The organism is Motilibacter aurantiacus (genome assembly GCF_011250645.1).
In the GTDB taxonomy this organism is placed as follows: Bacteria; Actinomycetota; Actinomycetes; order Motilibacterales; family Motilibacteraceae; genus Motilibacter_A; species Motilibacter_A aurantiacus.
On record NZ_JAANNO010000001.1, the window covers coordinates 799,590 to 826,234 of the forward strand.

General features: G+C 74.3%; 25 protein-coding genes. 19 read left to right on the forward strand and 6 right to left on the reverse strand.

Annotated elements, in window-relative coordinates:
* Nucleotides 1-113: 113 nt before the first annotated feature.
* Together G9H72_RS03640 and ssd are read right to left on the reverse strand one after the other, a co-directional pair.
* The gene (locus tag G9H72_RS03640; RefSeq protein WP_166167405.1) at nt 114-1,313 is read right to left on the reverse strand and encodes a TadA family conjugal transfer-associated ATPase; all 1,200 of its coding nucleotides are present in this window, start codon (nt 1,311-1,313) and stop codon (nt 114-116) included.
* Nucleotides 1,289-2,389 carry a septum site-determining protein Ssd gene (gene ssd, locus G9H72_RS03645; protein WP_166167408.1) on the reverse strand — a complete coding sequence of 367 codons (1,101 nt, stop codon included), beginning with the start codon at nt 2,387-2,389 and terminating at the stop codon, nt 1,289-1,291. Before ssd ends, G9H72_RS03640 begins: the two co-directional genes overlap by 25 nt.
* 412 nt (nt 2,390-2,801) lie before the next feature.
* Here ssd and G9H72_RS03650 point away from each other — a divergent pair, with 412 nt between their 5' ends.
* From G9H72_RS03650 to G9H72_RS03680, 7 genes are all read left to right on the forward strand, one after another.
* On the forward strand, nt 2,802-3,626 hold the full coding sequence (locus tag G9H72_RS03650) for an HAD family hydrolase (RefSeq protein WP_166167411.1): 825 nt from the start codon (nt 2,802-2,804) through the stop codon (nt 3,624-3,626).
* The gene (locus tag G9H72_RS03655) at nt 3,623-4,243 is read left to right on the forward strand and encodes a hypothetical protein (RefSeq protein WP_166167414.1); all 621 of its coding nucleotides are present in this window, start codon (nt 3,623-3,625) and stop codon (nt 4,241-4,243) included. Before G9H72_RS03650 ends, G9H72_RS03655 begins: the two co-directional genes overlap by 4 nt.
* Nucleotides 4,230-4,994: a class I SAM-dependent methyltransferase gene (locus G9H72_RS03660; RefSeq protein WP_166167417.1), complete on the forward strand. Its 765-nt coding sequence runs from the start codon at nt 4,230-4,232 to the stop codon at nt 4,992-4,994. The genes G9H72_RS03655 and G9H72_RS03660 overlap by 14 nt, the downstream gene beginning before the upstream one ends.
* A 129-nt stretch (nt 4,995-5,123) precedes the next feature.
* Entirely contained in the window at nt 5,124-7,118 is a 1,995-nt protein-coding gene (gene acs, locus G9H72_RS03665; RefSeq protein WP_166167419.1) for an acetate--CoA ligase, read from the forward strand.
* A gap of 535 nt (nt 7,119-7,653) precedes the next feature.
* Nucleotides 7,654-8,115, forward strand: coding sequence for a phage holin family protein (locus tag G9H72_RS03670; RefSeq protein ID WP_166167422.1), 462 nt, complete (start codon nt 7,654-7,656; stop codon nt 8,113-8,115).
* A 65-nt stretch (nt 8,116-8,180) separates the two neighbouring features.
* A complete protein-coding gene (locus G9H72_RS03675) occupies nt 8,181-9,101 on the forward strand; it encodes an alpha/beta fold hydrolase (protein ID WP_166167425.1) in 921 nt (306 codons plus the stop codon).
* Entirely contained in the window at nt 9,098-9,610 is a 513-nt protein-coding gene (locus tag G9H72_RS03680; protein WP_166167428.1) for a DUF309 domain-containing protein, read from the forward strand. The genes G9H72_RS03675 and G9H72_RS03680 overlap by 4 nt, the downstream gene beginning before the upstream one ends.
* A 28-nt stretch (nt 9,611-9,638) precedes the next feature.
* Here G9H72_RS03680 and G9H72_RS03685 read toward each other — a convergent pair whose 3' ends face one another.
* Nucleotides 9,639-10,190 carry a hypothetical protein gene (locus tag G9H72_RS03685; RefSeq protein ID WP_166167431.1) on the reverse strand — a complete coding sequence of 184 codons (552 nt, stop codon included), beginning with the start codon at nt 10,188-10,190 and terminating at the stop codon, nt 9,639-9,641.
* Between the two features lie 242 nt (nt 10,191-10,432).
* On the opposite strand from G9H72_RS03685, the gene G9H72_RS03690 reads away from it, so the two are divergent.
* From G9H72_RS03690 to G9H72_RS03725, 8 genes are all read left to right on the forward strand, one after another.
* Nucleotides 10,433-10,525, forward strand: coding sequence for a twin-arginine translocation signal domain-containing protein (locus G9H72_RS03690; protein ID WP_166167434.1), 93 nt, complete (start codon nt 10,433-10,435; stop codon nt 10,523-10,525).
* Nucleotides 10,526-10,556: 31 nt separating this feature from the next.
* Nucleotides 10,557-11,723 (forward strand): ABC transporter substrate-binding protein, encoded by a 1,167-nt coding sequence (locus G9H72_RS03695; RefSeq protein ID WP_166167437.1) that lies wholly within the window; start codon nt 10,557-10,559, stop codon nt 11,721-11,723.
* Nucleotides 11,720-12,601 carry a carbohydrate ABC transporter permease gene (locus G9H72_RS03700; RefSeq protein ID WP_166167440.1) on the forward strand — a complete coding sequence of 294 codons (882 nt, stop codon included), beginning with the start codon at nt 11,720-11,722 and terminating at the stop codon, nt 12,599-12,601. The genes G9H72_RS03695 and G9H72_RS03700 overlap by 4 nt, the downstream gene beginning before the upstream one ends.
* 67 nt (nt 12,602-12,668) lie before the next feature.
* The gene (locus G9H72_RS03705; RefSeq protein ID WP_331271946.1) at nt 12,669-13,520 is read left to right on the forward strand and encodes a carbohydrate ABC transporter permease; all 852 of its coding nucleotides are present in this window, start codon (nt 12,669-12,671) and stop codon (nt 13,518-13,520) included.
* A gap of 84 nt (nt 13,521-13,604) precedes the next feature.
* Nucleotides 13,605-15,080, forward strand: a complete 1,476-nt coding sequence (locus tag G9H72_RS03710; protein WP_166167443.1) for a S1C family serine protease — start codon at nt 13,605-13,607, stop codon at nt 15,078-15,080.
* A gap of 97 nt (nt 15,081-15,177) precedes the next feature.
* Nucleotides 15,178-15,873: a response regulator transcription factor gene (locus tag G9H72_RS03715; protein ID WP_166167446.1), complete on the forward strand. Its 696-nt coding sequence runs from the start codon at nt 15,178-15,180 to the stop codon at nt 15,871-15,873.
* Nucleotides 15,874-15,949: 76 nt separating this feature from the next.
* Entirely contained in the window at nt 15,950-17,458 is a 1,509-nt protein-coding gene (locus G9H72_RS03720; protein WP_166167449.1) for a sensor histidine kinase, read from the forward strand.
* A gap of 94 nt (nt 17,459-17,552) precedes the next feature.
* Nucleotides 17,553-18,176 carry a LysE family transporter gene (locus tag G9H72_RS03725; protein WP_166167452.1) on the forward strand — a complete coding sequence of 208 codons (624 nt, stop codon included), beginning with the start codon at nt 17,553-17,555 and terminating at the stop codon, nt 18,174-18,176.
* 142 nt (nt 18,177-18,318) lie between these two features.
* Here G9H72_RS03725 and G9H72_RS03730 read toward each other — a convergent pair whose 3' ends face one another.
* Nucleotides 18,319-20,589, reverse strand: a complete 2,271-nt coding sequence (locus tag G9H72_RS03730; RefSeq protein WP_166167455.1) for a PQQ-dependent sugar dehydrogenase — start codon at nt 20,587-20,589, stop codon at nt 18,319-18,321.
* 522 nt (nt 20,590-21,111) lie between these two features.
* On the opposite strand from G9H72_RS03730, the gene G9H72_RS03735 reads away from it, so the two are divergent.
* Nucleotides 21,112-21,975: a formylglycine-generating enzyme family protein gene (locus G9H72_RS03735; protein ID WP_166167862.1), complete on the forward strand. Its 864-nt coding sequence runs from the start codon at nt 21,112-21,114 to the stop codon at nt 21,973-21,975.
* Nucleotides 21,976-22,004: 29 nt separating this feature from the next.
* On the opposite strand, the gene G9H72_RS03740 is transcribed toward G9H72_RS03735, so the two are convergent.
* Together G9H72_RS03740 and G9H72_RS22210 are read right to left on the reverse strand one after the other, a co-directional pair.
* Nucleotides 22,005-22,427 (reverse strand): DUF6069 family protein, encoded by a 423-nt coding sequence (locus G9H72_RS03740; protein WP_231126194.1) that lies wholly within the window; start codon nt 22,425-22,427, stop codon nt 22,005-22,007.
* 624 nt (nt 22,428-23,051) lie between these two features.
* A complete protein-coding gene (locus tag G9H72_RS22210) occupies nt 23,052-23,174 on the reverse strand; it encodes a hypothetical protein (protein ID WP_269204974.1) in 123 nt (40 codons plus the stop codon).
* Between the two features lie 477 nt (nt 23,175-23,651).
* Here G9H72_RS22210 and G9H72_RS03745 point away from each other — a divergent pair, with 477 nt between their 5' ends.
* The 3 genes from G9H72_RS03745 (at nt 23,652) to G9H72_RS03755 (ending at nt 26,471) form a co-directional block, all read left to right on the forward strand.
* Nucleotides 23,652-24,332, forward strand: coding sequence for a hypothetical protein (locus tag G9H72_RS03745; RefSeq protein ID WP_166167458.1), 681 nt, complete (start codon nt 23,652-23,654; stop codon nt 24,330-24,332).
* A gap of 75 nt (nt 24,333-24,407) precedes the next feature.
* Complete coding sequence (locus G9H72_RS03750) at nt 24,408-25,652, forward strand: MauE/DoxX family redox-associated membrane protein (protein ID WP_331271948.1); 1,245 nt, start codon at nt 24,408-24,410, stop codon at nt 25,650-25,652.
* 87 nt (nt 25,653-25,739) lie between these two features.
* Complete coding sequence (locus tag G9H72_RS03755; RefSeq protein WP_166167464.1) at nt 25,740-26,471, forward strand: VWA domain-containing protein; 732 nt, start codon at nt 25,740-25,742, stop codon at nt 26,469-26,471.
* Nucleotides 26,472-26,645: the final 174 nt, after the last annotated feature.

Below are 26,645 nucleotides of genomic sequence, written 5' to 3' on the forward strand. Positions count from 1 at the left end.
CGCCTTGGACCGCAGTGTCGATGCTCGGACGGAGGAGGAGAACGACCCGGCGGCACTTCAGAGGCGTGTCGAGGACCTCAAGCGAGCGCAGGTGGCCGAGGTTGCATCTGCCCTCAAAGCGGGCGTGCCCGGGCATCTGATCGCCGCCGCCGTCGCAGTTCTTGACGAGGAGGTGTCGGCTCTCGAACAGCAGCAGGCCCGCGCTGCCGCTCGCGCTGCCGCGAGGACCCTGCAGGCCGAGCTGCGGACGAGCCTTGACGACTTGACGGCGAAGGCGCAGCGAGGCCTCCCAGCGCTGCCGTTGGAGAGGCAGCGGGAGGTGCTAGAGCTGCTAAAAGTTGACGTGCGCGCGATGGACGGCACTCCTCGACCCCGACTGGCGATCTCGGGCGCAGTGCCCCTGCCGCCCTCCGGCCCCCTCTCTCACGCACTGCAAGGATTCGACGGTAACCCGACTGACGCGGCACCTCGGGGCCGCGCACCTCGCCGACGACGAGCCGGTCCGGCCGCATGCGCAGCGCCTGGCGGACCAGCTGTCGCAGCGTGACCTCGCCGGCCCCTTCGACGTTGGGCGCCCGGCCCTCGAGCCGGACCACGTGCGGGTGGTCGGGGGCCAGCTCGGTGGTGTCCTCGGCGATGACGATCCGCTCGCCGGCAGGGACGAGTCCCAGCAGCGCTGCGAGCAGGGTGGTCTTGCCGGCCCCGGTCCCGCCGGTGACGAGCACCGAGGCCCGCGCCCGGACCAGCCCGCGCAGCGCCTGCTCGACCGCAGGCGTCACGGCCCCCACGGCGGCCAGCTGGGTCAGCGAGAGTGGCTTCCGCGCCGGGACGCGCAGGCTCAGACAGGTGCCGCCGACGGCGACGGGCGGGATGACCGCGTGCAGGCGCAGCCCTTGCGGCAGCCGGGCCTCGACCCAGGGCGCGCCGTCGTCGAGCCGGCGCCCGGCGCTGGTCGCGAGCCGCTCGGCGATGCGGCGCACGTCGGACTCGTCCACGAACGCGGCGTCGGCGCGCTCGAGCCCGCCGCCGCGATCGACCCACACGTCCCGCGGCCCGTTCACCAGCACGTCGGTCACGCGCGGGTCCGCGAGCAGGGGCTCGAGCGGGCCGACGCCGGCGAGCTCTGCGCGCAGCGCGGTCGCCGCGGCCAGCACGGGGCCGTCGCCGAGCAGCCCGCGCTCGGCGCGCAGCGCCTCGGCGACGTCCGCGGGGGTGGGCTCGCCCCCGAGGCCGACCAGCCGGGAGCGCACCCGCTCCAGCAGCGCGCCGTCGGGCCGTTCGACGCCCCTCACGCCGCGCGCCGGGTCGAGCATGCCTCGGTGACGAACCGCCGGCAGAACTGCGCGAGCGGGCCGCGCCCGGCGCGTCCCGGCGGCTCCCCGTGCTCGAGGGCGACGGCCAGGCCCGGCTCGGCGCGCAGCTCCCCGGCGAGCGGGAGCCCGAGGGACTCGGCGATGACGTCCGCCGGGAGGCCGCCGGGAGCGGGGCCGCGCACGACGAGGCGCAGGTCGGCGGCCACGACCCCGGCCGCCGCGGCCACTCGCGTGGCGGCGGCGGTGGCGCGTACCTCGGCCGGGACCACCAGGAGCGTGACGTCGCTGGCCGCCAGCGCGCACTCGACGGCTGTGTCCACCCGGCGTGGCAGGTCCACGACGACCAGGTCGCTCGAGCGACGGGCGGCGGCGAGGACGGCGCTCATCGCCGCGCTGGGGACGGCCAGCAGATCCCCACGGTCCCAGCTGAGCACGCCGAGGCCCTCGATCCGCGGCAGCGCGTCGCGCAGCGCCCCGGCCGGGACCCGCCCCGCCGCCCCCTGCAACTGGGGCCACCGCAGCCCGCCGGCGTCCTCGCTGCCCAGGATCAGGTCGATGCCGCCGCCCAGCGGGTCCGCGTCGACGAGCAGGGTCGCGATCCCCTGTCGGGCGCCGGTGACGGCGAGCGCGGCCGCCAGCGTGGTCGCGCCGGCGCCACCGCGGCCGCCGAGCACCGAGACGACCACGCCGCCCCCGGGCCGCCCCTCGGCCGCGTCGGCCAGCCGCTCCATCAGCCACGGCTCCGCCTCGGGCAGCACCGCGACGTGCTCGCAGCCGGCCTCGACCGCGCTCCGCCAGAGGGCCGCGTCCTCACCGGCGCCGCTGCTGTGAGCGACGAGGACAGCACCCTCGCGGCGCGGCAGCGTCACGGCCACTTCACGGGCGAGGTCGGCGCCCACGAGGGCGAGCGCCGCCGCGCCCCAGGCGCCGCGGGCCCGGCGCAGGTCGTCGACGGCATCGCTCACCACGTCACAGCCGATCCCGGCCGCGGCGCACAGCCGCACCAGGTCGTCGGCCAGGCGCGCGTCGGCCGTCACGGCCAGGGCACGGGCGGAGGGGAAGGGCGGTGTCGGCACGGCTGCCTCCGAGGCTCGGGAGTGCCTCGAGAGTGGGCCGCCTGCAGGGGGTCGCGGGCGCTCGGCAATCAGTCTGTGGACGAGCGGCTGCGGCGACGGGAGCTGTGGACGACCCGGGACGCGCGCGTCGAAGGGCGACCGGTGAGCAGGCCGGAACGGCTCGGGACATGGGACAGCCCCCGCTGGGGGGGGTAGCGGGGGCCGTCCACTCCGCCGGTCCGGCTCGGGGGGGAGGAGCCGGTCCCGGGGGTCCGCGAGACCGGGGACTGCTCACCGGCCGCCGTACCATCGTGTACCCGAAGCGGTCATAAGGCAAACGGCACGTCGAACCCGACGCGAATCTTTGGCGAATCAAGCCCGAGCGGCCCCGATGACCAGGATGACGCCCCCGCCGCGTACGTATCCTCGGGGCATGGTCGAGTCCACCGTGCCCACCGGCACGGGCCACGGCGCGGCCTTCTTCGACCTCGACAAGACGATCATCGCGCGCTCGAGCACGCTGGCCTTCAGCCGGTCGTTCTACCGCGGCGGCCTCATCACCCGGCGCGCCGTCGTCCGCAGCTCCTACGCGCAGTTCGTCTACCTGCTCGGCGGCGCCGACCACGACCAGATGGAGCGGATGCGGGCGTACCTCTCCTCGCTCGTCACGGGGTGGGACGTGGCCCAGGTCAAGGAGCTGGTCGCCGAGACGCTGCACGAGCTGATCGACCCGATCATCTACGACGAGGCGGCGACGCTCCTGGAGGAGCACCGGGCCGCGGGCCGGGACATCGTGGTCGTCAGCGCGTCCGGTGCGGAGGTCGTGGAGCCGATCGGCGAGATGCTCGGCGCGTCCCGCGTGGTGGCGACCCGGATGATCGTCGAGGACGGGCGCTACACCGGGGAGATCGAGGCCTACATGGCCGGCGAGGCCAAGGCGGAGGCCGTGCGCCGGCTGGCCGAGGAGGAGGGCTACGACCTCACCGCGAGCTACGCCTACAGCGACTCGGTCACCGACCTGCCGATGCTCGAGGCGGTCGGCCACCCCTCGGTCGTCAACCCGGACCGCGCGCTGCGCAAGGAGGCCCTGTCCCGGGGCTGGCCGGTGCTCGTGTTCACCAAGCCGGTGAGCCTGCGCGACCGGCTGTCCGGGCGCACCGCCCCCGCCCTGGCCACGGCGGCCACGGTCGCCGGCGCCGCGACCGCGGGCTACGTCTGGTACGCCGCCCGCCGCCGCGGGCGCGGCGCGACCGGGTGAGCAGGGCGCACGCCGGCGGGCGCGGCGGGCACGGCCCGTCCCCCGCCACGCTGTACGCCGTGCTGGCCGCCGCGGCGCTGGTGCTCGTCCTCGGCGCCGGAGCCCGGCTGCTGGTCGACGACCGCAGCGAGGCGTCGGCCGGGCAGCCGTCCGCGTCCTCGACCGCGGGCACGAGCTCGGACGACACCTCCGGGCTGACACTCGGGGCCGCCGAGCTGGCCCTCGTCGGGGACGGCCTGCAGGTCTCCGCGCCGCTGCACAACGGCGAGCCCGACCCCGTCACCCTGCTCACCCTCGACGGGCTGCCGGCCGGCCTGCGGGCGCTGCTGCCGGCGGCCGGCCTTCCGCTGCCGCCCGAGTCGACCGGCACGCTGACGCTCGGCTGGGACGGGCCGGACTGCGCTCAGCCCGCGCCCGAGCGGGTCCTCGGCGACGTCCGCTGGACGGCGCGCACCGCGGACGGCGCGACGGCGACCGGCGCGCTGGCGACGGGGCCGGTGGAGGAGGTGTTGCTCTCGACGTGGCTGGACGTCTGTGCCGGACGGCCGACGCAGGGCGGCAACCCGCGCGAGGACGCGGACGACCCGATCGGGGAGGACGTCGATGGCACGTCGTGACGAGCGGACCGCCGCCCGGGCACGCTCGTTCGGTGCGGTGGCCGACGCGTACGACCGGGGCCGGCCGGGCTACCCGGCGGCGCTGGTGCCGTGGCTGCTTCCCACGCTCGTCCCGGGCGAGGCCGGCCCCGCCCCGGACGTGATCGACGTCGGAGCGGGCACGGGCAAGCTCACCCGGGTGCTCGCCGCAGCGGGCGCGCGCGTGACGGCGGTCGAGCCCGACCCGGCGATGGCGCAGGCCCTGCGCGCCCGGGGCGCCGCGGTGGCCGTCCACGTCGCACCGGCCGAGCAACTGCCCCTCCCGGACTCGAGCGCCGACGCCGTGGTCGCCGCGCAGGCCTACCACTGGTTCGACCCGCCGCGCTTCTTCGCCGAGACGGCTCGGGTGCTGCGGCCCGGAGGGCGCGTCGCCCTGGTGTGGAACCGCCGCGACGACCGCGTGGCGTGGGTCGCGCAGCTCAATGAGGTCCTCGGCGACGAGGGCTTCGACACCGTCGACCCGGCCCGCGACCTCAACGCCTCCGGGCGGTTCGGCCCGGTCGAGGAGGCGTCGTTCGAGCACGTGCAGCCGCTGGACGCCGAGCGGCTGCGCGACCTCGCGGCCTCCCGGTCGTACGTCTCCCTGCTGCCCGAGCCGGAGCGCGAGCGGGTGCTGGCCGCGGTCGCCGCGGTGCACGCCGGCGTGGCGGACGCGGATGGGATCGTCCGGCTCCCCTACGTCCTGCGGGCCTTCGCCGCCGACCTGCGCTGAGGCGCACCCCGGGCGGAGTCCCGAGCCCGGCTCCGTCCGGCCACCCCGGATTGGCCGCTGATCGGCGCGGGGCAAGACTGTCCCGAGCAGGGCGAACAGCGGGGCACAGCGACGAGCCGAGGAGGCACCGTGGCCGACCAGTCCGGCGGGGCAGCGCAGAGCGGCGAGGGCCTGTCCAACCTGTTGCACGAGGAGCGCAGGTATCCCCCGGACGAGGGGTTCGCCGCGCAGGCCAACGCCCAGGCCGAGATCTACGGGCGAGCGGCGGCGGACCGGCTGGGCTTCTGGGAGGAGCAGGCCCGCTCCCTGACCTGGGCGCAGCCGTGGGAGCGGGCGCTGGACTGGCAGCCGCCGTTCGCCAAGTGGTTCGTCGGCGGCACGCTCAACGTGGCCTACAACTGCGTGGACCGGCACGTCGAGGCCGGGCACGGGGACCAGGTCGCGATCCACTGGGAGGGCGAGCCGGGCGACACCCGCACCATCACCTACGCGGACCTGCAGCGTGAGGTCTGCAAGACGGCGAACGCGCTGACCGAGCTCGGGGTCGGCAAGGGTGACCGGGTCGCGATCTACCTACCCATGATTCCGGAAGCGGTCTTCGCGATGCTGGCGTGCGCGCGGCTCGGCGCACCGCACTCGGTGGTGTTCGGCGGCTTCTCCGCCGACGCGCTCGCCAGCCGGATCGACGACGCGGACGCGAAGGCGGTCATCACCGCGGACGGCGGCTACCGGCGCGGCAGCCCGAGCGCCCTGAAGCCCGCGGTCGACGAGGCGGTCGCCCGGACGAGCACGGTGGAGAAGGTCCTCGTGGTACGACGGACCGGCGAGGAGGTCGCCTGGACCGAGGGCCGGGACGTGTGGTGGCACGACGTGGTCGACCGGCAGCCGGGCACGCACGCGTACGAGGCCCATGACAGCGAGCACCCGCTCTACATCCTCTACACCTCCGGCACCACCGCGAAGCCCAAGGGGATCCTGCACACCACGGGCGGCTACCTCACCCAGGTCGCGTACACCCACCGCTACGTCTTCGACCTCAAGCCCGACACCGACGTCTACTGGTGCTCGGCCGACATCGGCTGGGTCACCGGCCACTCCTACATCGTCTACGGCCCGCTGGCCAACCGGGCGACGCAGGTGATGTACGAGGGGACGCCGGACACGCCGCACAAGGGCCGGCTGTGGGAGATCGCGCAGAAGTACGGCGTGACCATCCTCTACACCGCGCCCACGCTCATCCGCACGATGATGAAGTGGGGCGAGGAGATCCCGGCCCAGTACGATCTTTCGCGAATCCGAGTTCTCGGAAGTGTCGGGGAGCCGATCAACCCCGAGGCCTGGGTCTGGTACCGCAAGAACATCGGTGGGGACCGCGCGCCCGTCGTCGACACGTGGTGGCAGACCGAGACCGGCGCCCTCATGATCAGCCCGCTCCCCGGTGTCACGACGCTGAAGCCCGGGTCGGCACAACGGCCGCTGCCCGGCGTCTCCGCCGAGGTCGTCGACGACCGCGGGGAGCCCGTGCCCAACGGGGGCGGGGGCTACCTGGTGCTCAACGAGCCCTGGCCCTCGATGCTGCGCGGGATCTGGGGCGACGACAAGCGCTACCAGGAGACGTACTGGTCCCGCTTCCCCGGCGTCTACTTCGCCGGCGACGGCGCGAAGAAGGACGAGGACGGCGACATCTGGCTGCTCGGCCGGGTCGACGACGTCATGAACGTCTCGGGCCACCGCATCTCCACGACCGAGGTCGAGTCCGCGCTCGTCTCGCACCCGGCGGTGGCCGAGGCGGCCGTCGTCGGGGCCACCGACCCCACGACCGGCCAGGGCATCGTCGCCTTCGTCATCCTGCGCGGCAACGTCGCCGAGGACCGCGCTGCGGGCGACGAGATCGTGCAGGAGCTGCGCCGGCACGTCGCGAAGGAGATCGGCCCCATCGCGCGCCCACGGCAGATCCTCGTCGTCCCCGAGCTGCCGAAGACCCGTTCGGGAAAGATCATGCGCCGGTTGCTGCGTGACGTGGCCGAGCAGCGGGCCGTCGGCGACGTGACGACCCTCGCGGACTCGACCGTCATGGAGCTCATCAGCAGCAAGCTCCCGTCGGCGGGCTCCTCCGAGGGCTGAGGGGTCAGCGGGCGACCCGCACGAGCTCCCCCACGCTCGCGACCGACCAGTCCGGGCGCGCAGCCGGCTGTCCCACGCGAGCGGGTGACCGTCGGCGCCCGCAACAGGGAGCCGGCGCGGCTGTCCGGTGCGGGGCGGCCCACGCCGTACACGCCCTCGGGCGCCGCGCCCGGCTCCTCGACGGAGCGTCAGCCGGGCAAGAGCGGGGTGCCGTCGGCGCGGGCGGCGGTCGACGGTGCCTCCGGTCGCGGGCAGGTGCTCTAGGCCAGCTCGCCCCCTCAGCGGAGAGGACGACGTCGGCGGCGCCGTCCGGCACCAGGCCGAGCACCTCGTCCGAGCCGTGCGCGAGGTCGACGACCCGCCGCGTCCTCGCACTCCCGCTTCGGGCAGTCGCCGGGGGCAGGCGCCGCGCCGGCGTTCGCCCGGCTCGCGCCCGGGGTACGGAGCCCGGCAGTATCGGACCGGCAGCAGACCGACGGCGGTCCCGGCCACAGGCAGCGGCGCGCGGGAGCGCGCTCACAGAAGGAGCCCGACGATGACGACCGCGTTCACCAAGCCCGAGTACGGCAAGCCCGGGTACGACGGGCCCGGCGCCACCGTGGCCACCCCTGCCGCCCCGGAGCCCTCGCTGGGCAAGCTCGTCGCGTCCGCGACCAAGGACCTCTCCGCGCTCGTGCGGTCCGAGATCGAGCTGGCGAAGATCGAGATCAAGTCCGAGGCGAAGCACGCCATCGCCGGCAGCGGGCTGTTCGGGGCGGCGGCCTACCTCGGCCTGCTCGCGACCATCCTGCTGAGCATCGCGGCGGCGTACGGCCTGGAGGCCGCCGGCCTGCACCCGGCCCTGGCGTTCCTCGTCGTGGCGGTGGTCTTCCTGCTGCTCGCCGGCGTGCTCGCCCTGATCGGCAAGAAGCAGGTGTCGAAGGTCAGCGCCCCCGAGCGGACGATCCGCACCACCAAGGAGAGCGTGGCCACCCTCAAGGGCGCGGCGAGGGGCTGAGGCGCCCCGCGCGTCCCACGTCACAGGAGGGTCACAAACGCCGGTTCCTGTGGCAGGCTGCGCCCATGGAGGCGCCCGACGCATCGGCGATCCTGCGTGACGGCCCGTGGGAGCACCGCATGGTGGCCGCCAACGGTGCGCGCTTCCACGTCGCCGAAGTGGGCAGCGGCCCGCTGGTCCTGCTGCTGCACGGCTTCCCCGAGTTCTGGTGGGCGTGGCGGCACGCGCTGACCGCCCTCGCGGGCGCCGGCTACCGGGCCGCCGCCATGGACCTGCGCGGCTTCGGCGCCAGCGACAAGCCTCCGCGCGGGTACGACCCGGCCACCCTCGCGACCGACATCGCCGGTGTGGTCCGATCGCTGGGGGCGGCCGACGCCGTCGTCGTCGGCCACGGGCTGGGCGGCATGCTCGCCTGGTCGACCGCGGTCGCGCACCCCAAGGTCGTCCGCCGGCTCTGCGCGGTGAGCGCCCCGCACCCGCGACGCATGCGCGAGGCGCTGCGCGGGGACCCGCAGCAGCTGCGCCGCAGCGGCCACGTCCTCGGGTTCCAGCTCCCCGTGCTCGCCGAGCGCAAGCTGCTGCGCGACGACGCGGCCCACGTCGAGCAGCTGCTGCGCGCCTGGGCCGCCCCCGGATGGCCCAGCGCCGAGGAGGCCGCGGTCTACCGGGCCGCGGCGCAGGTGCCGGGCGTCGCCCACTGCTCGCTCGAGTACTCCCGGTGGGCGGTGCGCTCGCTCCCGCGCCCCGACGGGGTCCGCTTCGCCCGCGCGATGCGCGAGCCGGTCCGGGTCCCGGTGCTGCACCTGCACGGTGCCGCGGACCGTGCCGTGCTCCCGCGCAGCGCCCAGGGGTCGGGGCTGTACGTCGAGGCGCCCTATCGCTGGCGGCTGCTCGGCGGCGTGGGCCACTTCCCGCACGAGGAGAGCCCCGAGGCGTTCGCCGCCGAGCTGCTCGGCTGGCTGGCCGACCCCGAGCCGGACCGTTGAGCGACTCGACCGCGCAGCCGACCCCGCCTCCGGGCGTGCGGCGCGACCGCGACCCCGAAGGCCGCGCGCGCAACGCCCGCCCGCGCGACGCCCTCGGCCGGCCGCTGCCGCACGGGGCCGAGGGCGTCGAGCGCGTACCGGACGACTTCGTGCTCCCGCCGGTCGACGCGTTGGCCGAGGCGCAGCGGCTGATCGACGCGGGGCGCCCGTTCCACGCGCACGAGGTGCTCGAGGGGTCCTGGAAGGCGGCCCCGCCGGAGGAGCGCGAGCTGTGGAAGGGGCTCGCACAGCTCGCCGTGGGTCTCACGCACGCCGAGCGCGGCAACGCCGCCGGGGCCGCGCGCCTGCTGCGACGCGGGGCGCTGCGGATCGCCGGCTCTGCCGAGCATCCGCCCTACGCGATCGCGGTGGACGCACTGGTCGTGTGGGCGCAGGCGCTGGCCGCCGAGGTGGAGCGGGGCGGTGAGGAGCGCACCGTCTCGCGCCGCCCCCAGCTGACCAGCGCCTGACCGAACCGGTCTTGCCGGCTCGGACCGCTCAGGCGCCGAGCAACCGCTCGGCCACGCCCTTCTTCACCTCGGTCGGGCGCTGCTGCTCCCCCGCGTAGGCGCTGATGACGACGAGCGCCCCGGTCAGGCCGGGGATGGCCCACTGCAGCAGGCGCAGCTGCTTCTGGGCGGCCGCGACCTCCGGCGGAGTGCCGCCGGACGGCTCGGTGCCGGACTCGGCGGGGACGTCGGCGTGGGCCGACACCTTGCGGCCGAGGACGCGGCTGTACGCGGTCACGCCGAGCGCGGCGGCGGTGATCCCGGTCTTGAGCAGGCTCATCGACGCCACGCCCTGCTGGGACTTCACCCGCTCCTTGTTGCCGCTCAGCTGAAGGACGCTTCCGAGCAGGTGCGCGCCGATCGCCGCGGCGTTCACCGGCGTCCAGCGGTCCCAGCCGGCGTTGGCGACGGCCCCGGTCGAGCGTGCCCCGGAGGCGGCGCTCGCAGCCGGGTTGAGCGCGACCGCGTTGGCCAGCGTCCCGCCGAACCAGGCGGCGAGCCCGACGTCGTGCAAGGAGCGGGAGACGGTGTTCTGAGCCATGGTGGTTCCTCACTTCGCTGTGCCGGCGTGCGCGTTGACGCGGCAGGGGGCTCCGGCCGGTCGCGGTGCTGCGTCGACGTCGCGGGCCGGAGACGGACGGGGAGGCTCCTTCCCGCCAGGGACGACCCTACGCCGGCGATCTCTGTCCGCGATCCGGGCCGAACCGGCATCATTCAAGATGCGCGGGCCGACGTCTGCCTCTAGAAAGAGGTGCCTTGATCCCCGCGCACGGAGGCGCAGCCATGCCGATCGACCGCCGACAGTTCCTGGGCCTGGCCGGGTACTCGGCCGCGGGCCTCGCGCTCGCCGGCTGCGGCGGCTTCTCCGGGCGGTGACTCCGGCGGGGACGCGGACGAGCTGTCGTTCATGTTCTGGGCCGGCGACGCCGAGCTGAAGGCGTTCCAGTCCCTGGCCGCCGACTTCGAGCAGGCCGAGGGCGTCAAGGTCCGGTTGCAGCAGGTCCCCTTCGCCCAGCTGCTCACGAACGTCGACGCAGGCCTGCAGAGCGGACAGGCCCCGGACGTCTTCCGCGTGACCTACACCGACCTCGGGGTCTACAGCAGCCGCGACGCGCTGCTCGACCTGAGCGGCTCGGTGCCCGGCGACTACGCGAGCGGCTTCAGCCCGGCGCTCTACGCCGCGGTGTCCCGGGACGGCAGGCCCTACGGCGTCCCGCACCACACGGACACCTCGATGGTGCTCGTCAACACCGAGGCCGCCTCCGCGGCCGGCCTCGGCGCCCTGCCGCAGACGTACGACGAGGCGTGGACGTGGGACGAGTTCGCCGCCGCGCTGGACAAGCTGAAGGCGGCAGCGAAGCCGCGCACGTACGCCACGGGGCTCAACCTGCAGCTGGCCGGGGCGTACCGCTGGCTGAACTTCGTCGGGCAGGCGGGCGGCCGGCTGCTCGACGAGAGCCTGCGGGCCCCGGCGATCGACAGCCCGGCCGGGCTGGAGCCGCTGCGCTTCACCCAGGGGCTCTACTCCGGTGGCTACGTGCCGCGCAGCACCTCCGCCAAGGGCGAGTACGTGGGGGACCTGTTCACCGCCGGCACGCTCGCCACCGTCCTGGCCGGCGACTTCCTGCTCGCGGACATCGACAAGGGCGCGTCGTTCGACGTCAGCGCGACGTTCCTGCCGGTGAAGGAGCAGGCGACGGCCGAGCTCGGCGGCAACGCCCTCGTCGCGACCGCGGCCTCCGGGCGCAAGGAGCAGGCGGCGAAGTTCCTGCAGTTCGCCGCCTCGGAGGAGCAGATGGCCAAGTTCTGCGGCGCGACCAACGTGCTGCCGACGCGCACCTCGATCGACGCGGCGGACCTGGACTACGCCGTGCGCCCGGACCTGATGGCGCTCTACCTCGAGCAGTCGCGGGCGATCACGCCGGAGATCGTGCAGCAGGTCACGGTGCCCGAGTTCAACGAGGTCAACGCCGCTCTCGTCGAGCGCCTGGAGCAGGCGTTCAACGGCGGCAGGGACGCGAAGGAGGTCCTGGCCGGGCTGTCCGCCGACATCGAGCAGGTGCTCGCGTCGTGACCGTGCAGGCGCCGCCCGGGCAGGCCGCGCGCACCGCGGCCTTCCCCGGCGCGCCGCCGGCACGACGACGCCGCCGCGGGCGCGCCGTGCGCGAGGGCGCCACGGCGTACCTGCTCATCGCGCCGAACCTCGTGCTCTTCGGCCTGTTCCTGCTGCTGCCCCTGGTGATGACGTTCGTGCTGGCGCTGCAGGAGTCCAGCGGCATCGGCCCGGGGCGCTGGATCGGCCTGGGCAACTACCGGCAGATGGCGTCCGACGACGTCTTCTGGCGGTCCCTCGTCAACACGGCCGTCTTCGTCGCGGTCACGGTCCCCGCGTCGCTGGCCATCGGCCTCGGGCTGGCCCTCCTGCTCAACCGGCCCATCCGTGGCCGGGCCGTCTTCCGGTCGGTGTTCTACCTGCCGTACGTCATCTCCGGGGTCGTCATCGGCCTGACGGCGGACTGGATGTTCAACGAGAACATCGGCGTGGTCAACAAGATCCTCCGGCTGTTCGGCGGCGACGGGGTGGCCTGGCAGTCCTCGCCCCTGCCCGCCTTCGCCTCGCTCGTCGCGGTGATCGTGTGGAGCCACGTCGGCTTCTGCATGGTGATCTACCTGGCGGGGCTGCAGGGCGTCCCGCGCGAGCGCTACGAGGCCGCCAGCGTCGACGGTGCGACCGGCTGGCAGCTGACCCGCCACGTCACTCTGCCGGCGCTGCGCCCCACGACGTTCTTCCTCGTCGTGATGATGGTCATCACGACCTTCCAGGTCTTCGACGTGATCTTCGTCCTCACCGGCGGCGGCCCGGGCAACGCGACCCAGATGCTGGTGACGTACGCGTACGCCGCCGGTTCGGCTCCCGCCAGCAGGGCTACGCCGCGGCGATCGGGGTCGTGATCTACGTGCTGGTACTGGCTTTCACCGTGGTCTGGTGGCGGGCGCACCGGCACCAGGAGGCGGACGCGTGAGCACCCTGACGACCGGGCGGCCGGGCATCCGGCGGCGGCGCGGCCGGGACGCGGGGCGGCTCGGGCTCCTCGTGGTGCTGGCCGTCGTCATGGCCTTCCCGCTGCTCTGGATGCTGCTGACCGCCGTGTCCCCGGACCGCGACCTCAACTCGGCTGACCTGCGCTTCTGGCCTTCGGTGCTGCGGCTCGACAACTTCTCGCGCGCCTGGAACTCGCTGCCGTTCTCGACCTGGCTCGTCAACTCCGTCGCGATCGCGCTGGTGGCCGTCGTCATCACGGTCGCGATCAACCTGGTGGCCGGCTTCGTGCTCGCCAAGATGCGGTTCACCGGGCGCAGCGTCCTGCTGCTCGTGATCGTCAGCACGCTCATGATCCCCGTGCAGGTGCTGATGATCCCGCAGTTCCGCATCGTCGCCGAGCTGGGCTGGGTCAACACCTACTGGGCGGTGATCATCCCGCGGGCGGCCGAGGCGTTCGGCATCTTCCTGTCCCGGCAGTTCATGCTGGCGATCCCCGACGAGCTGATCGACGCGGCCAGGGTCGACGGTGCAGGCACCCTGCGCATCCTGCGCAGCGTGATCCTGCCGCTGTGCAAGCCGCTCATCGCGGTCCTGGTCATCTTCACGTTCATGTACCGCTGGAACGAGTTCGCCTGGCCGCTGATCGTCCTTAAGGACCAGGGCCTCTACACGCTGCCGATCGGGCTGACCTTCCTGCAGGGGCAGTACACGACCGACTACTCCGGCCTCATGGCGATGGCCCTGGTCTCCGCGCTGCCCATGCTTGTCGTGTTCCTGGTCTTCCAGCGCTACCTCGTCGAGGGGATCTCCACGACCGGGCTGAAGTAAGCCCCCGGGGTGGTGCGAACGCCCCACAGCGAACTCACAGCCTGCCCCCAGGGGGGTTGCAGCGGCCCGGCCGAAAGTAGTGGCATGACCGAGACGCACACCGACCGCACCACCAGCTCGCAGCCGTACGACGGCGACTCGCACGGCCCTGACTTCGAGGTCCCCGCCTCGTACTCCTCGGGCGCCGCGCGGAGCAGTGGCGCCTGGTGGGCGGGCCCGGACGGCCGCGCGACCCAGCAGCGCGAGGAGCAGGCCTCCGCGTACGCCGCGCCCGGCCAGTCCCTCGGCTACGGCAGCAGCTACGACACCCCGGCCCACGGTGCGACGCAGTCCGCGTACGCCCCGGCGTACGACCCCTTCGCACCGCCCGCGCAGCCGCCGGCCCCCGAGCGGCCGGCCACCGCGAGGAGCGGGCCCGCCTGGGGCCGGCGGGCGGGGGCGGCCGCGCTCGTCCTGGCCGTCGCGCTGGGCAGCGGCACCGCCGGCGCCGCGATCTCGCAGGCCTTCGACGACGACACGGCCCCCGTCGCCGCCACCGCGGCCCCGGCCGCCTCCGGCAGCGCGGCCTCCACGACGGTGACCGCCCCGACGCAGTCGCTCGCCCAGGTGGCCGCGAAGGTGACGCCGAGCGTGGTGTCCGTGAGCTTCACGAGCAGCGCAGGCCAGGGCGAGGGCTCCGGCGTTGTGCTGTCCTCCGACGGCACGATCCTCACCAACAACCACGTCGTCGCCGCCGCCGCGAACGGCGGGCAGATCACGGTGAAGTTCTCCGACGGCAAGACCGCGCGGGCGACCATCCTCGGCCGCGACCCCTCGACCGACCTCGCCGTCATCAAGGCCGAGGGCGTCTCCGGCCTGACCGCCGCCAGCATCGGCAAGAGCTCGGAGCTGCACGTCGGCGACACGGTCCTCGCGATCGGCAACCCGCTCGGCCTCGAGGGCTCGGTGTCGGCGGGCATCGTCTCCGCGCTCGGCCGCAGCGTCTCCATCCCGGCCGAGGAGGAGCAGCAGCAGCCCGACTCGATGTTCCCCGGCCAGGGTCGGCTGCCACAGGCCTCGGCCGGCGGCGGGACCACGCTCAAGGGGGCCATCCAGACCGACGCCGCCGTCAACCCCGGCAACTCCGGCGGGGCCCTCGTCAACGCCGCGGGCGAGGTGGTCGGCATCAACAGCGCCATCGCCTCGCTGTCGAGCGGCTCCGGCGAGTCCGGCAGCATCGGCGTCGGCTTCGCCATCCCGATCGACACCGCCATGAAGATCGCCGCGCAGCTGGAGAAGGGCGAGACCGTCCAGCACCCGATGCTGGGCGTCAGCGCCGCCGACTCCACGACCGGGGCGGCCGGGGCGCAGATCGGCAGCGTCACCGAGGGCAGCGGCGCGGCCGCCGCGGGGCTCCAGTCCGGCGACATCATCACCGCCATCGACGGGCAGCCGGTCACGGACTTCGACGACCTCAGCGCCACGATCTCGACCCACTCGGTCGGAGACCGGGTGACCGTCGCCTACACCCGCGACGGGCAGAGCCGGACCGCCACGGTCACGCTCGGCTCCTCCGACTGACCCGCCTGTCGCGCCCGCGGCCAGCCGTCCCTCATGCTGGGGAGGCGGGCCGCGGGCGCACCCCTGCGTACCGGACGACCGAGGTGAGGAGACGACGATGGCTGCCGAGGCCCGGCTGCTCGTGGTGGACGACGAGCCCAACATCCGCGAGCTGCTCTCCGCGAGCCTGCGGTTCGCCGGGTTCGACGTGACGACCGCTGCGGACGGGCAGCAGGCGCTGAGCCTGGCCGAGTCCACGCGCCCGGACCTGGTCGTCCTCGACGTGATGATGCCCGGCCTGGACGGCTTCGGCGTGCTGCGCCGGATGCGGGAGAACGGCTCGCGGGTCCCGGTCGTGCTGCTCACGGCCAAGGACGCCACGGAGGACAAGATCGGCGGGCTGACGCTCGGCGCCGACGACTACGTGACCAAGCCGTTCAGCCTGGAGGAGGTCGTCGCCCGCATCCGCGCCGTGCTCCGCCGTGCCGGCGAGGCGGCGCCCGCGGACACCGCCCGCCTGAGCTTCGCCGACATCGAGCTCGACGAGGAGACCCACGAGGTCCACAAGGACGGCGAGCTCGTCCCGCTCTCCCCGACGGAGTTCAAGCTGCTCCGCTACTTCCTGCAGAACCCGGGCCGGGTGCTGAGCAAGGCGCAGATCCTCGACGCCGTGTGGAACTACGACTTCGGCGGGGATGCCAACGTCGTCGAGTCCTACGTCTCCTACCTGCGCCGCAAGGTCGACACGACCGAGCCGCGGCTGCTCCACACGCTGCGCGGGGTCGGGTACGTCCTGCGGCTGCCGCGCGCCTGACCCGGCCGTGAAGCCCGTCACTGCACTGCAGCAACTCAATGCACGTACTCCGCTTCGGGTACGCCTGGTCGGGGCGATGCTCGCGCTGGTCGCCCTGGCGCTCGTGCTGACCGGGCTGGCCGCGACGTCCCTGCTGCGCAGCTCGCTGCAGGGACAGGTCGACACCGATCTGCGCAACGATGCGCCCGACGTCGCCAGGTCCATCCTGGCGACGCTCAGCGGGCAGGCGCCGCGCTCGGACGGCCCCCAGTACTCGATCTACGTCGTCCGCCTCAACGCAGCCGACGGCACCGAGGCCTACACCCAGCTGGGGCGCTCCACGGGCGAGCCCGACCTGCCGCAGATCCCGACGCCCGAAGCCAGGAAGCGCGCGAGCAAGGTCTTCACCGTCCCCTCGGAGTCCGGCGGCGGCACCTGGCGAGCGGTCGTCGTGCCGTACAGCGGCCAGATCTTCTTCACGAAGTCGAACGGCTCGCAGGTCGTCGTGTCGAGCGCGACGGTGGCCGTGAGCCTCAGCGGCATCGACGACACCCTGAAGCGGCTCCGCCTCATCGAGCTCTTCGTCGGCATCGCCGTTCTCGCGCTCCTCGGCGTCGCGGGCTACTTCGTGGTCCGTTCCTCGCTCAAGCCGCTCGTCGACGTCGAGCGCACCGCCGAGGCCGTCGCCGCCGGCGACCTCTCCCGGCGCGTACGCGAGAGCGACCCGCGCACCGAGGTCGGCCGGCTGTCCCGCACGTTCAACTCGATGATCTCGCAGGTGGAAGCAGCATTCCGGAGTCGTGCTGCGTCCGAGGCCAGTGCCCGCTCGTCGGAGGAGCGGATGCGCCGCTTCGTCGGCGACGCCAGCCACGAGCTGCGCACCCCGCTGACGTCGATCCGCGGCTTCGCGGAGCTCTACCGCCAGGGCGCCGTGCAGGAGCGCTCCGACGTCGACCAGGTGATGCGGCGCATCGAGGACGAGGCCCAGCGCATGGGCGGGCTCGTCGAGGACATGCTGCTGCTCGCCCGCCTCGACCAGCAGCGGCCGCTCGAGCGCGCGCGCGTGCATCTCGCGACGCTCGCGAGCGACGCCGTGCTCGACGCCGGGGCGATGGACCCCGAACGGCCCGTCACGCTGGAGACGGTCGGCGCCGACCCGTCCCCCGTCGTCCTCGGCGACGACGCCCGGCTCCGGCAGGTGCTCGGCAACCTGGTCCGCAACGCGCTCGTGCACACCCCGCCGGGCACACCCGTGACGGTACGGGTCGGGACGGCCGACGTGGACGGCACCCGGTGGGCGCTGCTCGAGGTCCGCGACGAGGGGCCGGGGCTGGCGCCGGAGGACGCGGCACGGATCTTCGAGCGGTTCTTCCGGACCGACGCCTCCCGGACGCGCGCAGCGGGCGGCACCGGGCTGGGCCTGTCCATCGTGGCCGCGCTGGTCGCGGCCCACGGCGGGACGGTCGGCGTCGACACCGCGCCCGGCGCCGGCGCAACCTTCCGAGTGCTGCTGCCGCTCGCCCTCGCCGATGCGGTGGCACACATCCCGGAGGCCGAGCTAAAGGGCTTGCCGGGCACCTCGGTCCCCTCCAGCATCTCCCCATGACCCCTGTGCCGGCCCCGCTGCTCCCGACGACGGCCCCGTCGGTCGGCCTGCAGCAGCGGACCGGCCTGCGCCGGAGGCGACGCCTGCCGCTGCCGTGACGGCGGCCCTGCTCGCCGGGCTGGTCGCGGGCTACGGCATCGCCGTTCCGGTCGGGGCCGTCGGCGCCTACCTGGTGGCCCTGACCGCCCGGGCCCGTGTGCTGGTCGGCGCCTGCGCCGCACTCGGCGTCGCGACCGCCGACCTCGTGTACGCGGCGGCAGCCGTGGCCGGGGGCGGGGCTGCCGCCGCAGTGCTCGAGCCCGTCGCCGGGCCGATGGAGCTGGTGTTCGCGGGGGTGCTGCTCGCCGTCTCCGCATCGATCGCGGCCCGCTCCGTCCGGGCGTACCGCGCCCCCGGGCCGACGCCGGCGGGCCCGCCGGCGATGACGCCGGCACGGGCGTTCGGCGCGCTGCTCGGGCTCACCCTGCTGAACCCCACGACCGTCGTCTACTTCACGGCCCTCGTCGCGGGCGGCGCGGCCACGGCGCTCGACGACACGATGGAGCGAACGGTGTTCGTCACGGCGGCGTTCGTCGCCTCCGCCAGCTGGCAGCTCGTGCTGGTCGGTGGCGGCGCGGTGCTCGGGCAGGTGCTCACGGCGCCGCGCGGCCGGCTCACCGCTTCGGCCCTGGCGAGCTCCGCCGTCGCGGGGCAGGCCCTGCTGCTGCTGCTGCGGTAGGCCTGGCACACCCACCCGGCGGCTCGCGCCACGGCCCGGCCGGCACGACCCGGTCGGCTTCCGACACACGCAGAGCGGGGCGCCACCCGTGGGTGGCGCCCCGCTCCCCTGACCGGCCGCTCAGGCGGACGACATCACGTCGTCACGGGTTGGTGCCTGTCGGGGGCCGGATGATCGTCTGGGTGCTGCCGGTCTGCGGAGGCTGCCCACCGGGCGGGTTGTCGGTGTACTGCGCGACGAACACCGCGGCGATGTTGCCCGAGGTGGCGTGCGCGCTGTCCAGCGGAGGCGTCTGGATCGTGCCGGTGCAGCCCGCGGTCGAGTTCTGCGGGTGCCCGTGCGCGTCGTGGCCGAGGATGTAGGCCACCTGGACCCGCGTGCAGTCGACCGGCTGGTCGTCGGTCACGTTCACGGTGAACTGGACCGCGTCGCCGAAGCGGAAGTTGTTGTTGGTCAACGGGGCTCCCGCGGCCGTGCGCAGCTGCAGCTGCACGGTCGGCGGCGCATTGCCGACGCGTACCCGGACCGAGCTGGACGCCCAGCGGCCGGTGCGGTCGGTGACCTTCAGCGTCGCGTCGTAGATGCCGAGCGCCGAGTAGGTGAAGGTCGGGTTGGCGCTGGTGGAGTCGAAGATCCCGTCGGCGTTGAAGTCCCACTGGTACTGCAGGCGGTCGCCGTCGGGGTCGCTGGTGCCCGCGCTGGAGAACGTCACCGTCAGCGGCGCAGTGGGCGCCTGGGACGGCGTCGCCGCCACCCGCACCGTCGGGGTGCGGTTGCCCCGGGTGAAGTCGATGCGCGCGAGCTGCGCCTCGGGGTTCTCCGAGAAGTAGCCGTCGCCGTAGTCGAGGACGTAGAGCGCGCCGTCGGGGCCGAACTCCATGTCCATCGGGTTGTCGACGAGGCCGACCGGCCCGACATCGCGGATGTCGATCAGGTCGCCGCGGCTGTTGATCCGCATCTCCTTGATGTAGTCCCGGCTCCACTCGTAGAACAGTGCGGCGTCGTCGTAGTACTCCGGCCACTTGACCTGCGAGGGGTTCGAGCGGCTGAAGTGGTACATCGGGCCGCCCATCGGGCTGACGCCGTTGCCGCCGACCGTGGTGCCGTTCGGGCCGGTGAAGGGCGAGACGCCGTTGACCTCGGGGAAGAGCGCGCTGTTACCGTAGTCGTACCAGACCTGCGGCTGCTGGACCGGGGGCAGGACCCGCTGGCCCTGGAAGGTGATCTGCGTGCCGCCGGAGGAGATGTCGGCGTTCCACGCGGAGTCGTTCACCGGTGCGCCGCAGTTGAACCACTCACCGGGCGTCCCCTGCGTGCCGGTCGGCGCTCCGACCGGCGGGAAGGTGTAGTCGCGGTACGGGATGTCCGGGGCCATGCAGTAGGGCCAGCCGTAGTTCGCCGGCTCGGTGATGACCATCCACCGGCCGAGGCCCTGCGGCCCGCGGTTCGCGTTGGGGTTCGGCGCGTCCGGGGAGTAGTCACCCAGCAGGAGCTGGTCGGTCTCGCGGTCGACCGCGAACCGGAACGGGTTGCGCAGGCCCATCACGTAGATCTCGGGCCGGGTGTTGGGCGTGCCCTGCCGGAAGAGGTTGCCCTCCGGCACGGTGTAGCCGCCGTTGGCGCCCACCCGGATACGCAGCACCTTCCCGCGCAGGTCGTTCGTGTTGCCCGAGGTGCGCCGGGCGTCCAGGCCGGGGTTCTGGAACGGCGTCGCCGCGATCCCGGTCGGGTTGTCGTTGATCGGGGTGTAGCCCTCGGAGAAGAACGGGTTGGTGTCGTCACCGGTCGACAAATAGAGGTTGCCCTCGCTGTCGAAGTCGATCTTGCCGCCGACGTGGCAGCAGAGGCCGCGGTCGGTCGGCACGTCGATGATCCGCTGCTCGCTGCCGAAGTCGAGGGTGTTGCCCGTCATCTTGAACCGCGAGAGGCGAAGCACTCCGCGGAAGCGGGCGAAGTCGGCGAGGGTGCCCATCATCGGGGCGTCGCCCTCGTTGAACAACGGGGTGCTCGGGTCGTCGAGCGGCGTGTTCAGGGCCGGGGAGTAGTAGACGTACACCCAGCGGTTCTCGGCGAAGTTCGGGTCGACGGCGATGCCCTGCAGGCCCTCTTCGTCGTGCTGGTAGAGCCCGGCGGGGGCCTCGCGGAAGTCCGCGACGAGGGTGTTGAGCCCGGTCCGGGGGTCGTTGACCCGCAGCTGCCCCGTGCGGGCGCTGTGCAGGACGCGGCGGTCGGGAAGGACGGCGAGCGCCATGGGCTCACCGGGGTCCTCGTTCAGCGGGACCCGCTGGAAGTCTGCGGCGGGCGGCATCGGCCGGGTGGCCGGCCCGCGAACGGCGTTGGCGGTGGTGGGCGCGGCGATCGCCGCTGCTCCGAGAGTGACTGCTGCGCAGGTTAGAGCGACTGCTCTCCGCATGAGCTCTAGGTTCCTTTCGTTGATCTTCGTCGACCAACACGCAAGCGCCGGAGGCTTGGATGGCGTCCGGCCAAGGCGGCCTGGCGAGGGCCGACCTCCTCCTTCCCGGCGACGCCGGACCCGGGGTACAGGGGGGACATTAACCCTCATGTCAACCGGGTCAAGGGGCTCCGCAGCCCGCGAGCGGAAACGATTGCTGTCCGCCGTCGCGAGCGCGCTCCTCCGTGAGCAGATGCTTCGCGGGACCAACCGTTCGCCGAGGAGCCCCGGGCCTCTGTTCCTCCCGCACGCAACGGTATTTGCGCAACATTCACGTGCGCTGCCAGCGGTTCCCCGCAGCCGACGCCCCGGCGGGAGCGGGGCCACAATGGAGGGGTGAGCGACTGCTGCGGGCCGTCCGTCCCGACGCCGACCGCCCTCGGGACCGCACCCCAGGGCGCCCCTCTCGACCTGCTGCCCGAGAGCGCCCGGCCACTGCCCTTCGACGTCCCGGCCCGCTCCCCGAAGGACGTGGCCCGCGGGATGGCGCGGATCGCCGGCGGCGAGTTCCTCATGGGCGGCGACGACCCCGACCAGTTCCCCGCCGACGGGGAGGGCCCGGTCCGCGCCGTGCGGCTGTCGGCGTACCTCATCGACACGACCGCGGTGACCAACGCGCAGTACGCGACCTTCGTGAAGGCGACCGGCTACGTCACGGACGCCGAGCGTTACGGCTGGTCGTTCGTCTTCCACCTGCTGCTCGGCCCCGACGCCGCCCCGCACGTCATGGACGGCAGCGTCCCGAGCGCGCCCTGGTGGCGGGCCGTGCGCGGCGCGTCCTGGCGCAGTCCCGAGGGCCCCGGCTCCGACGTGTCGTCCCGGCAGAGCCACCCCGTCACCCACGTGTCGTGGCACGACGCGGCGGCGTACGCGGCCTGGGCGGGCAAGCGGCTGCCGACGGAGGCCGAGTGGGAGATGGCCGCCCGGGGCGGCCTGGAGCAGGCCCGGTTCCCGTGGGGCGGCGAGCTGACCCCGCGCGGCCAGCACAGGTGCAACATCTGGCAGGGCACGTTCCCCACGGTCAACACCCAGGAGGACGGCTACGTCGGCACCGCGCCCGTGAAGGCGTACCGGCCCAACGCCTACGGTCTCTACAACACCTCGGGCAACGTCTGGGAGTGGTGCTCCGACCGCTGGAGCACCAGCTGGCACGCGGAGGAGCGGGAGGAGACCCGGGTCGACCCGGAGGGCCCGCCGACAGGTGAAGCCCGTGTCGTGCGTGGCGGGTCGTACCTCTGCCACGCGTCCTACTGCAACCGCTACCGCGTCGCCGCCCGCACCTCGAACACGCCCGACTCGACCACCGGGCACATGGGCTTCCGGTGCGCCGCTGACGTCACCGCCTGACCTCTTGACCTGCAGCGGGGCGCCCTGCCTCAGGCCCGCAGCCGGGCAGCCACCGTCGGGATGACGACGGCCGCCGCGACCAGGTGGGTCAGCATCAGCAGCGCGCGCGTCGGCCACGCCGCGTCGGCGACGAGGTCGGGGACCAGCGAGAGCGCGGTCAGGGCCACCGTGGCACGCACGAACGTCCGGCGCGGGCGGGCCGCCCACCGCGCCAGCACGGCGGCGAGCACGAGCCCGATCGCCGAGCAGATCGCGGTCAGCACCGCGAACCCGGACACCGGGATCGGCGCCCCGGACACGTCCAGGCTCACGCCGGCAGCCTTGCCCGTCGCGGCGACGGTCATGGTGGCGGCGCTGGCCACGAGCGTGGCGGCGAGAGCTTGGAGCAGGAAGGGCAGCCGCTGCCCGCGGGGCAGGCTCGGGGTGTACGCGGGGGCGGTAGTGGTGGCCATGTCGACTCCTCCGGCGCGGGGCCGGCGAGGTACCGGCCGCTCGTCGGTGCGACGAGCGGGCCAGGCCGGTTTCGACACAGGGGTCGAAGAACTTCCTCGTGGTGTCGGGAAGAGACCGCTTGCGGGCACGAGCGCGTCTCCGATGGGTCGGGGGACACCCCTCGCCCAGGTGTCGCCCGCCAGCAGCCCGCACCTTCGCCGTCGCCGCCGTGGCGCCGGAGCGGTGTCGGCCTTCTGCCCCGGTCAACCGGTGCAAGCAGCGTGGACGACAGGGGGGCAGCAGGTGAAAGAGCCGGAGGGGTGGCAGGAGGACGTCCTGGCCCGCCGGGCAGCGCTGCTGCGGACCGCGCGGCTGCTCACCGGGGGCCCGACTGGCCGAGGACCTGGTGCAGACCGCGCTGGCGAAGGTGTGGCCGCGCCGGCCCGCTGTGACGTGCAGAAGCGCTGCGGCCGGGCCGGCCCTCCCGGCGGCTCCCTCACCTGGGACGACGTGCTCGGAACGGGACGAGCGGCGGCCAACCGGCGCCGGGCCTGCCCGACGGACGCCGACGCGGGCACCCGTTGCGCAGCAGCGCCGGCCGTCCGGCCCCGGGCCCTCGGGCCCGGGGCTCCGCCCACCAGGGCTCAGACGTTGCTGTCCCGGTCCTCGGGCTTCTTCGACGTCTCGATCTCGGTCTCGGTCAGCGGCGCGCCGCTGAGCTCCTCGGACGCGCCGCGCTCTACGCCCTCAGGCGCCTGCTCGCTCATGCGTCCCGGCCTCCTCGTCTCGGTTGCGCTGGTCAGCCCGAGGAGTACCCCGTCGACGGTGTCGTGCACCTGAGGCGCCCACCGATCGGACACCGTCCTCGCGGTCCTCGGCCGCCTGCAGCCGGGCGAGGATCGCCTCGGCGCCGCACCGGGAGCGTGCGGGCCGCCGTGTCGGCCTCGAGCCTTCCGGCCGCCTGCTAGCGCGCCACGAGCGCGATGAGCTCGTCCAGCGATGGACGGGCTGCAGGTGCAGTGGCTGCTCGACCCCGCCGTCGACCTCGATGCGGCGCTCACCACGTTCTACGCGCCCTACCTCCTGCGCACCGGCGCCGTCCCCGGCCGATAGCCGCGGACCACCCCTGCCGTCGGCCGCACCGTGGAGCAGGACGCCACGCTCGCTCGTTGAGGACGGGAGGAAGGGCCCTGTCGCCGCGCCAGCAGTGTGCGACGCTGGAGGACGACCGGTCGAGGAGGGACGTGCAGGGCAGAGCGGGGACGCGCGGGAGCTCGGGCGCGCTCCTCGCTGCCGTCACCGCGGCGTACGCGACCGGCGGGTTCGTGGCCCTGCGCGCGGACAGCGCCGGGGACACCCCTCCCGTCGCCGCCCTCGCGGTCGGCGGCATCGCCCTCGCCCTGTTGCTCTGGCCGCTCGCGGCGCGCACGACCCGGGTCCTCGCGCTGACCGCCGTCCTCGCGGTGGCCCAGATCGGCGCCCAGGCGCTGACGCTGGCCGCCAGCGGCTCGCTCACCACCCACGGCGCGCGCGCCATCGTCTGCTGCCCGCCGACCCCGGCCCCGGGGGCCGGCCCGTTCGCCACGCTCACCGCCCAGGCGGGCTGGGGGCTGTTCGCCGCCCAGTTGGGCGCCTGCCTGGTGCTCGCCCTGCTGCTGCGCGGCGCCCGCCGGCTGGTCGACGGCGCGCTGGACGCCCTCGCGGACGCCGGACGGCTGCTCACGATCCCGCTGCGGCGACTCCTCGACCTGCTCGCCGCGCTCCTCCTCCCGGGCACGCCCGCCGGCCCGCGCCGGGTGCGCGGGGGCCACGACGCCCCTGTCCCGCTCGCGGGCCTGGTCCTGGCCCGGGCGACGGCCCGGAGGGGCCCGCCGAGGGCCCGGGCGCCGCGCCGCGCCCTGCCCAGCCACCTCACCCCGGCCTGACGGCGGGCGACCCGCGACACGGAGCCCGCCGCGGCCCCCTTCCGTGTCCGGAGATGCCTGATGTCCCCTTCTGCCGTGTCGGTACCGCCGACGCCGTCCGCCCCGGCCCTGCCGACTCCCCCGTCCACCTCCTCCCGGCTGCGCCCCGCCCTGGAGTGGTGTGCCGTCCCCGCGCGGCTGCTGCTCGCCGGCGTCCTCGGGTACGCCGCCGTCACCAAGATCGGCGACCCCGCCGCGACCGTGCGCGCGGTCCGCGCCTACGACCTGTTGCCCGGCTGGCTCGAGACCCTCGTCGGGCGCGGGCTGCCCGCGTTCGAGCTCGTGCTCGCCCTGCTCCTCCTCACCGGCGTCGCCCTCCGCCTGGCGGCTTCGGTCACGGCGGGCCTGCTCGTCGTGTTCCTGATCGGCATCGTCAGCGCCGCCGCCCGCGGCCTCGAGATCGACTGCGGCTGCTTCGGTGGGGGCGGCCCGACCGAGGACCCGGCGTACACCGCCGAGATCGTGCGCGACTCGCTGCTGCTCGCGCTCGCCGTGGGGCTCGCGGCCCTCGGCACCTCCCGGCTCGCGCCGCGGCCTCGCGCGCCGCAGCCGCCCGCCGCGACCGAGACGGGCTCCTCGCGCACCGCGGCCCGGCGCGCGCAGGCCGAGAAGGCGCGCTACGCGTCCGCGCTCGACGCGCACCGCTCCCGCCTGCGGCTGGTCTCGCTCGGCGCCGCTGTCGCCCTGCTCGCGGCCCCGCTGGCCGCGATCGCCGTCGCCGAGGCGACCGAGCCCGCCCCGCCGGTCGTCGTGCCGGCGGCGGCCACCGCCTCCGGCGGGATCGCGGTCGGCTCCGCGTCGGCCCCGCGCACGCTCGTGGTGTTCGAGGACCCGCAGTGCCCGTACTGCGGGGAGCTCGAGCGCGGCGAGTCGGCCGACGCCATCGCGGCGGCGGTCGAGGCGGGCAGCGTTCGCGTGGAGTACCGGCTGCGCAGCTTCCTCGGCGACGAGTCCGTGCGCGCCGTTGCCGCCCTGGCCGCCGCGTCGGACGAAGGCAAGTTCCCCGAGTTCCACCGCGCGCTCTACGAGCACCAGCCCGAGGAGCGGACGGGCGGCTACACCGTCGAGGACCTGCTGGAGATCGGCCGCGGCGTCGGCCTGACGGGCGACAGCTTCGAGCAGGCGGTGCGCTCGCAGAAGTACGCCCCTTGGGCCCGGCAGGTCGACGAGCAGGCCAGCAAGGACGGCAACACCAGCACTCCGCAGCTGCGGCTCGACGGCTCGGTGGTCGACGCCGACACGATGTTCGACGCCGGCGCCCTGAGGACGCTGCTGGGCTGAGGCCGCCGGAGCGCTGCGCACGTCGCCGCGTGCGCAGCGCTCCGGCCCCGCTAGCCTCCCGGCGGATCCGAGGCTGCGGAGGCGTACGTGGCGGTGCCGCTCGAGAAGGTCCCACCGGGGCTCGTGGACCTGACGGAGCGGGCCGCGGGCAGCCTCGACAAGCACCGGCTCGCCGGCCACCGGGCGCGCGTCGTCCTGGCCGTCGACCACAGCGGCTCGATGCGCCCGCTCTACCGCAGTGGCCGGGTGCAGGCGCTCGCGGAGCGGGTGCTCGCGCTCGCCACCCGCCTGGACGACGACGGCGCGATAGACGTCGTCCTGTTCGGGACCGAGGCCTGGCGCGCCGGCGCGCTGACGCTGGCCGACTACCGCGGCGGGATCGACCGGATGACCGCCGGGCACCGGTTGGGGCGCACGAACTACGCGGGGGCCATGCACCTCGTGCGCGACATCGCGGGAGCGGGCGACCCGTTCGCGGACCCCTCGGGGGCGTACGCCGTCCCGACGCTCTGCCTCTTCCTCACCGACGGCGCCCCGGACTCACGCACCGCGGCGACCGCGCAGCTCGTCGCCGCCAGCGCGGAAGGCGTCTTCTTCGCGTTCCTCGGCGTCACCGCGAGCCCGGAGGACGCGAAGCCCGCGCGCTTCGACTACCTGCGCCGGCTCGACACCTCCGTCCCCGGCCGGCTCGTGGACAACGCGTCCTTCGTGGAGGCCGACGACGTCGACGCGCTGGACGACGACACGCTGTACGACGCGATCCTGCACGAGTACCCGACGTGGCTGCCGCCGGCCAGGGCGCACGGGCTGGTGCGCTGACTCTCGCGGTGTCAGGGGCACTTCCGCGGTGTCCTGCCACCGCGAAGGACTCCCTGGCACCGCGGGCGTGCACGACCGCCGCTCAGGGCGCCCGAGCCCGCCGGGCGCGACGTCGCGGGGCGTCGTGCACAGCTGACTTCCCCGGCGCGAAGGGCACGTGCGCGGTGGCAGGAC

Coding starts and splice junctions, on each gene's coding strand:
- G9H72_RS03640 (WP_166167405.1), bottom strand. CDS start 1,313: ATGCTCGACCCGGCGCGCGGCGTGAGGGGCGTCGAACGGCCCGACGGC.
- G9H72_RS03650 (WP_166167411.1), top strand. CDS start 2,802: ATGGTCGAGTCCACCGTGCCCACCGGCACGGGCCACGGCGCGGCCTTC.
- G9H72_RS03660 (WP_166167417.1), top strand. CDS start 4,230: ATGGCACGTCGTGACGAGCGGACCGCCGCCCGGGCACGCTCGTTCGGT.
- G9H72_RS03670 (WP_166167422.1), top strand. CDS start 7,654: ATGACGACCGCGTTCACCAAGCCCGAGTACGGCAAGCCCGGGTACGAC.
- G9H72_RS03675 (WP_166167425.1), top strand. CDS start 8,181: ATGGAGGCGCCCGACGCATCGGCGATCCTGCGTGACGGCCCGTGGGAG.
- G9H72_RS03685 (WP_166167431.1), bottom strand. CDS start 10,190: ATGGCTCAGAACACCGTCTCCCGCTCCTTGCACGACGTCGGGCTCGCC.
- G9H72_RS03690 (WP_166167434.1), top strand. CDS start 10,433: ATGCCGATCGACCGCCGACAGTTCCTGGGCCTGGCCGGGTACTCGGCC.
- G9H72_RS03695 (WP_166167437.1), top strand. CDS start 10,557: ATGTTCTGGGCCGGCGACGCCGAGCTGAAGGCGTTCCAGTCCCTGGCC.
- G9H72_RS03710 (WP_166167443.1), top strand. CDS start 13,605: ATGACCGAGACGCACACCGACCGCACCACCAGCTCGCAGCCGTACGAC.
- G9H72_RS03715 (WP_166167446.1), top strand. CDS start 15,178: ATGGCTGCCGAGGCCCGGCTGCTCGTGGTGGACGACGAGCCCAACATC.
- G9H72_RS03720 (WP_166167449.1), top strand. CDS start 15,950: ATGCTCGCGCTGGTCGCCCTGGCGCTCGTGCTGACCGGGCTGGCCGCG.
- G9H72_RS03730 (WP_166167455.1), bottom strand. CDS start 20,589: ATGCGGAGAGCAGTCGCTCTAACCTGCGCAGCAGTCACTCTCGGAGCA.
- G9H72_RS03735 (WP_166167862.1), top strand. CDS start 21,112: ATGGCGCGGATCGCCGGCGGCGAGTTCCTCATGGGCGGCGACGACCCC.
- G9H72_RS03740 (WP_231126194.1), bottom strand. CDS start 22,427: ATGGCCACCACTACCGCCCCCGCGTACACCCCGAGCCTGCCCCGCGGG.
- G9H72_RS22210 (WP_269204974.1), bottom strand. CDS start 23,174: ATGAGCGAGCAGGCGCCTGAGGGCGTAGAGCGCGGCGCGTCCGAGGAG.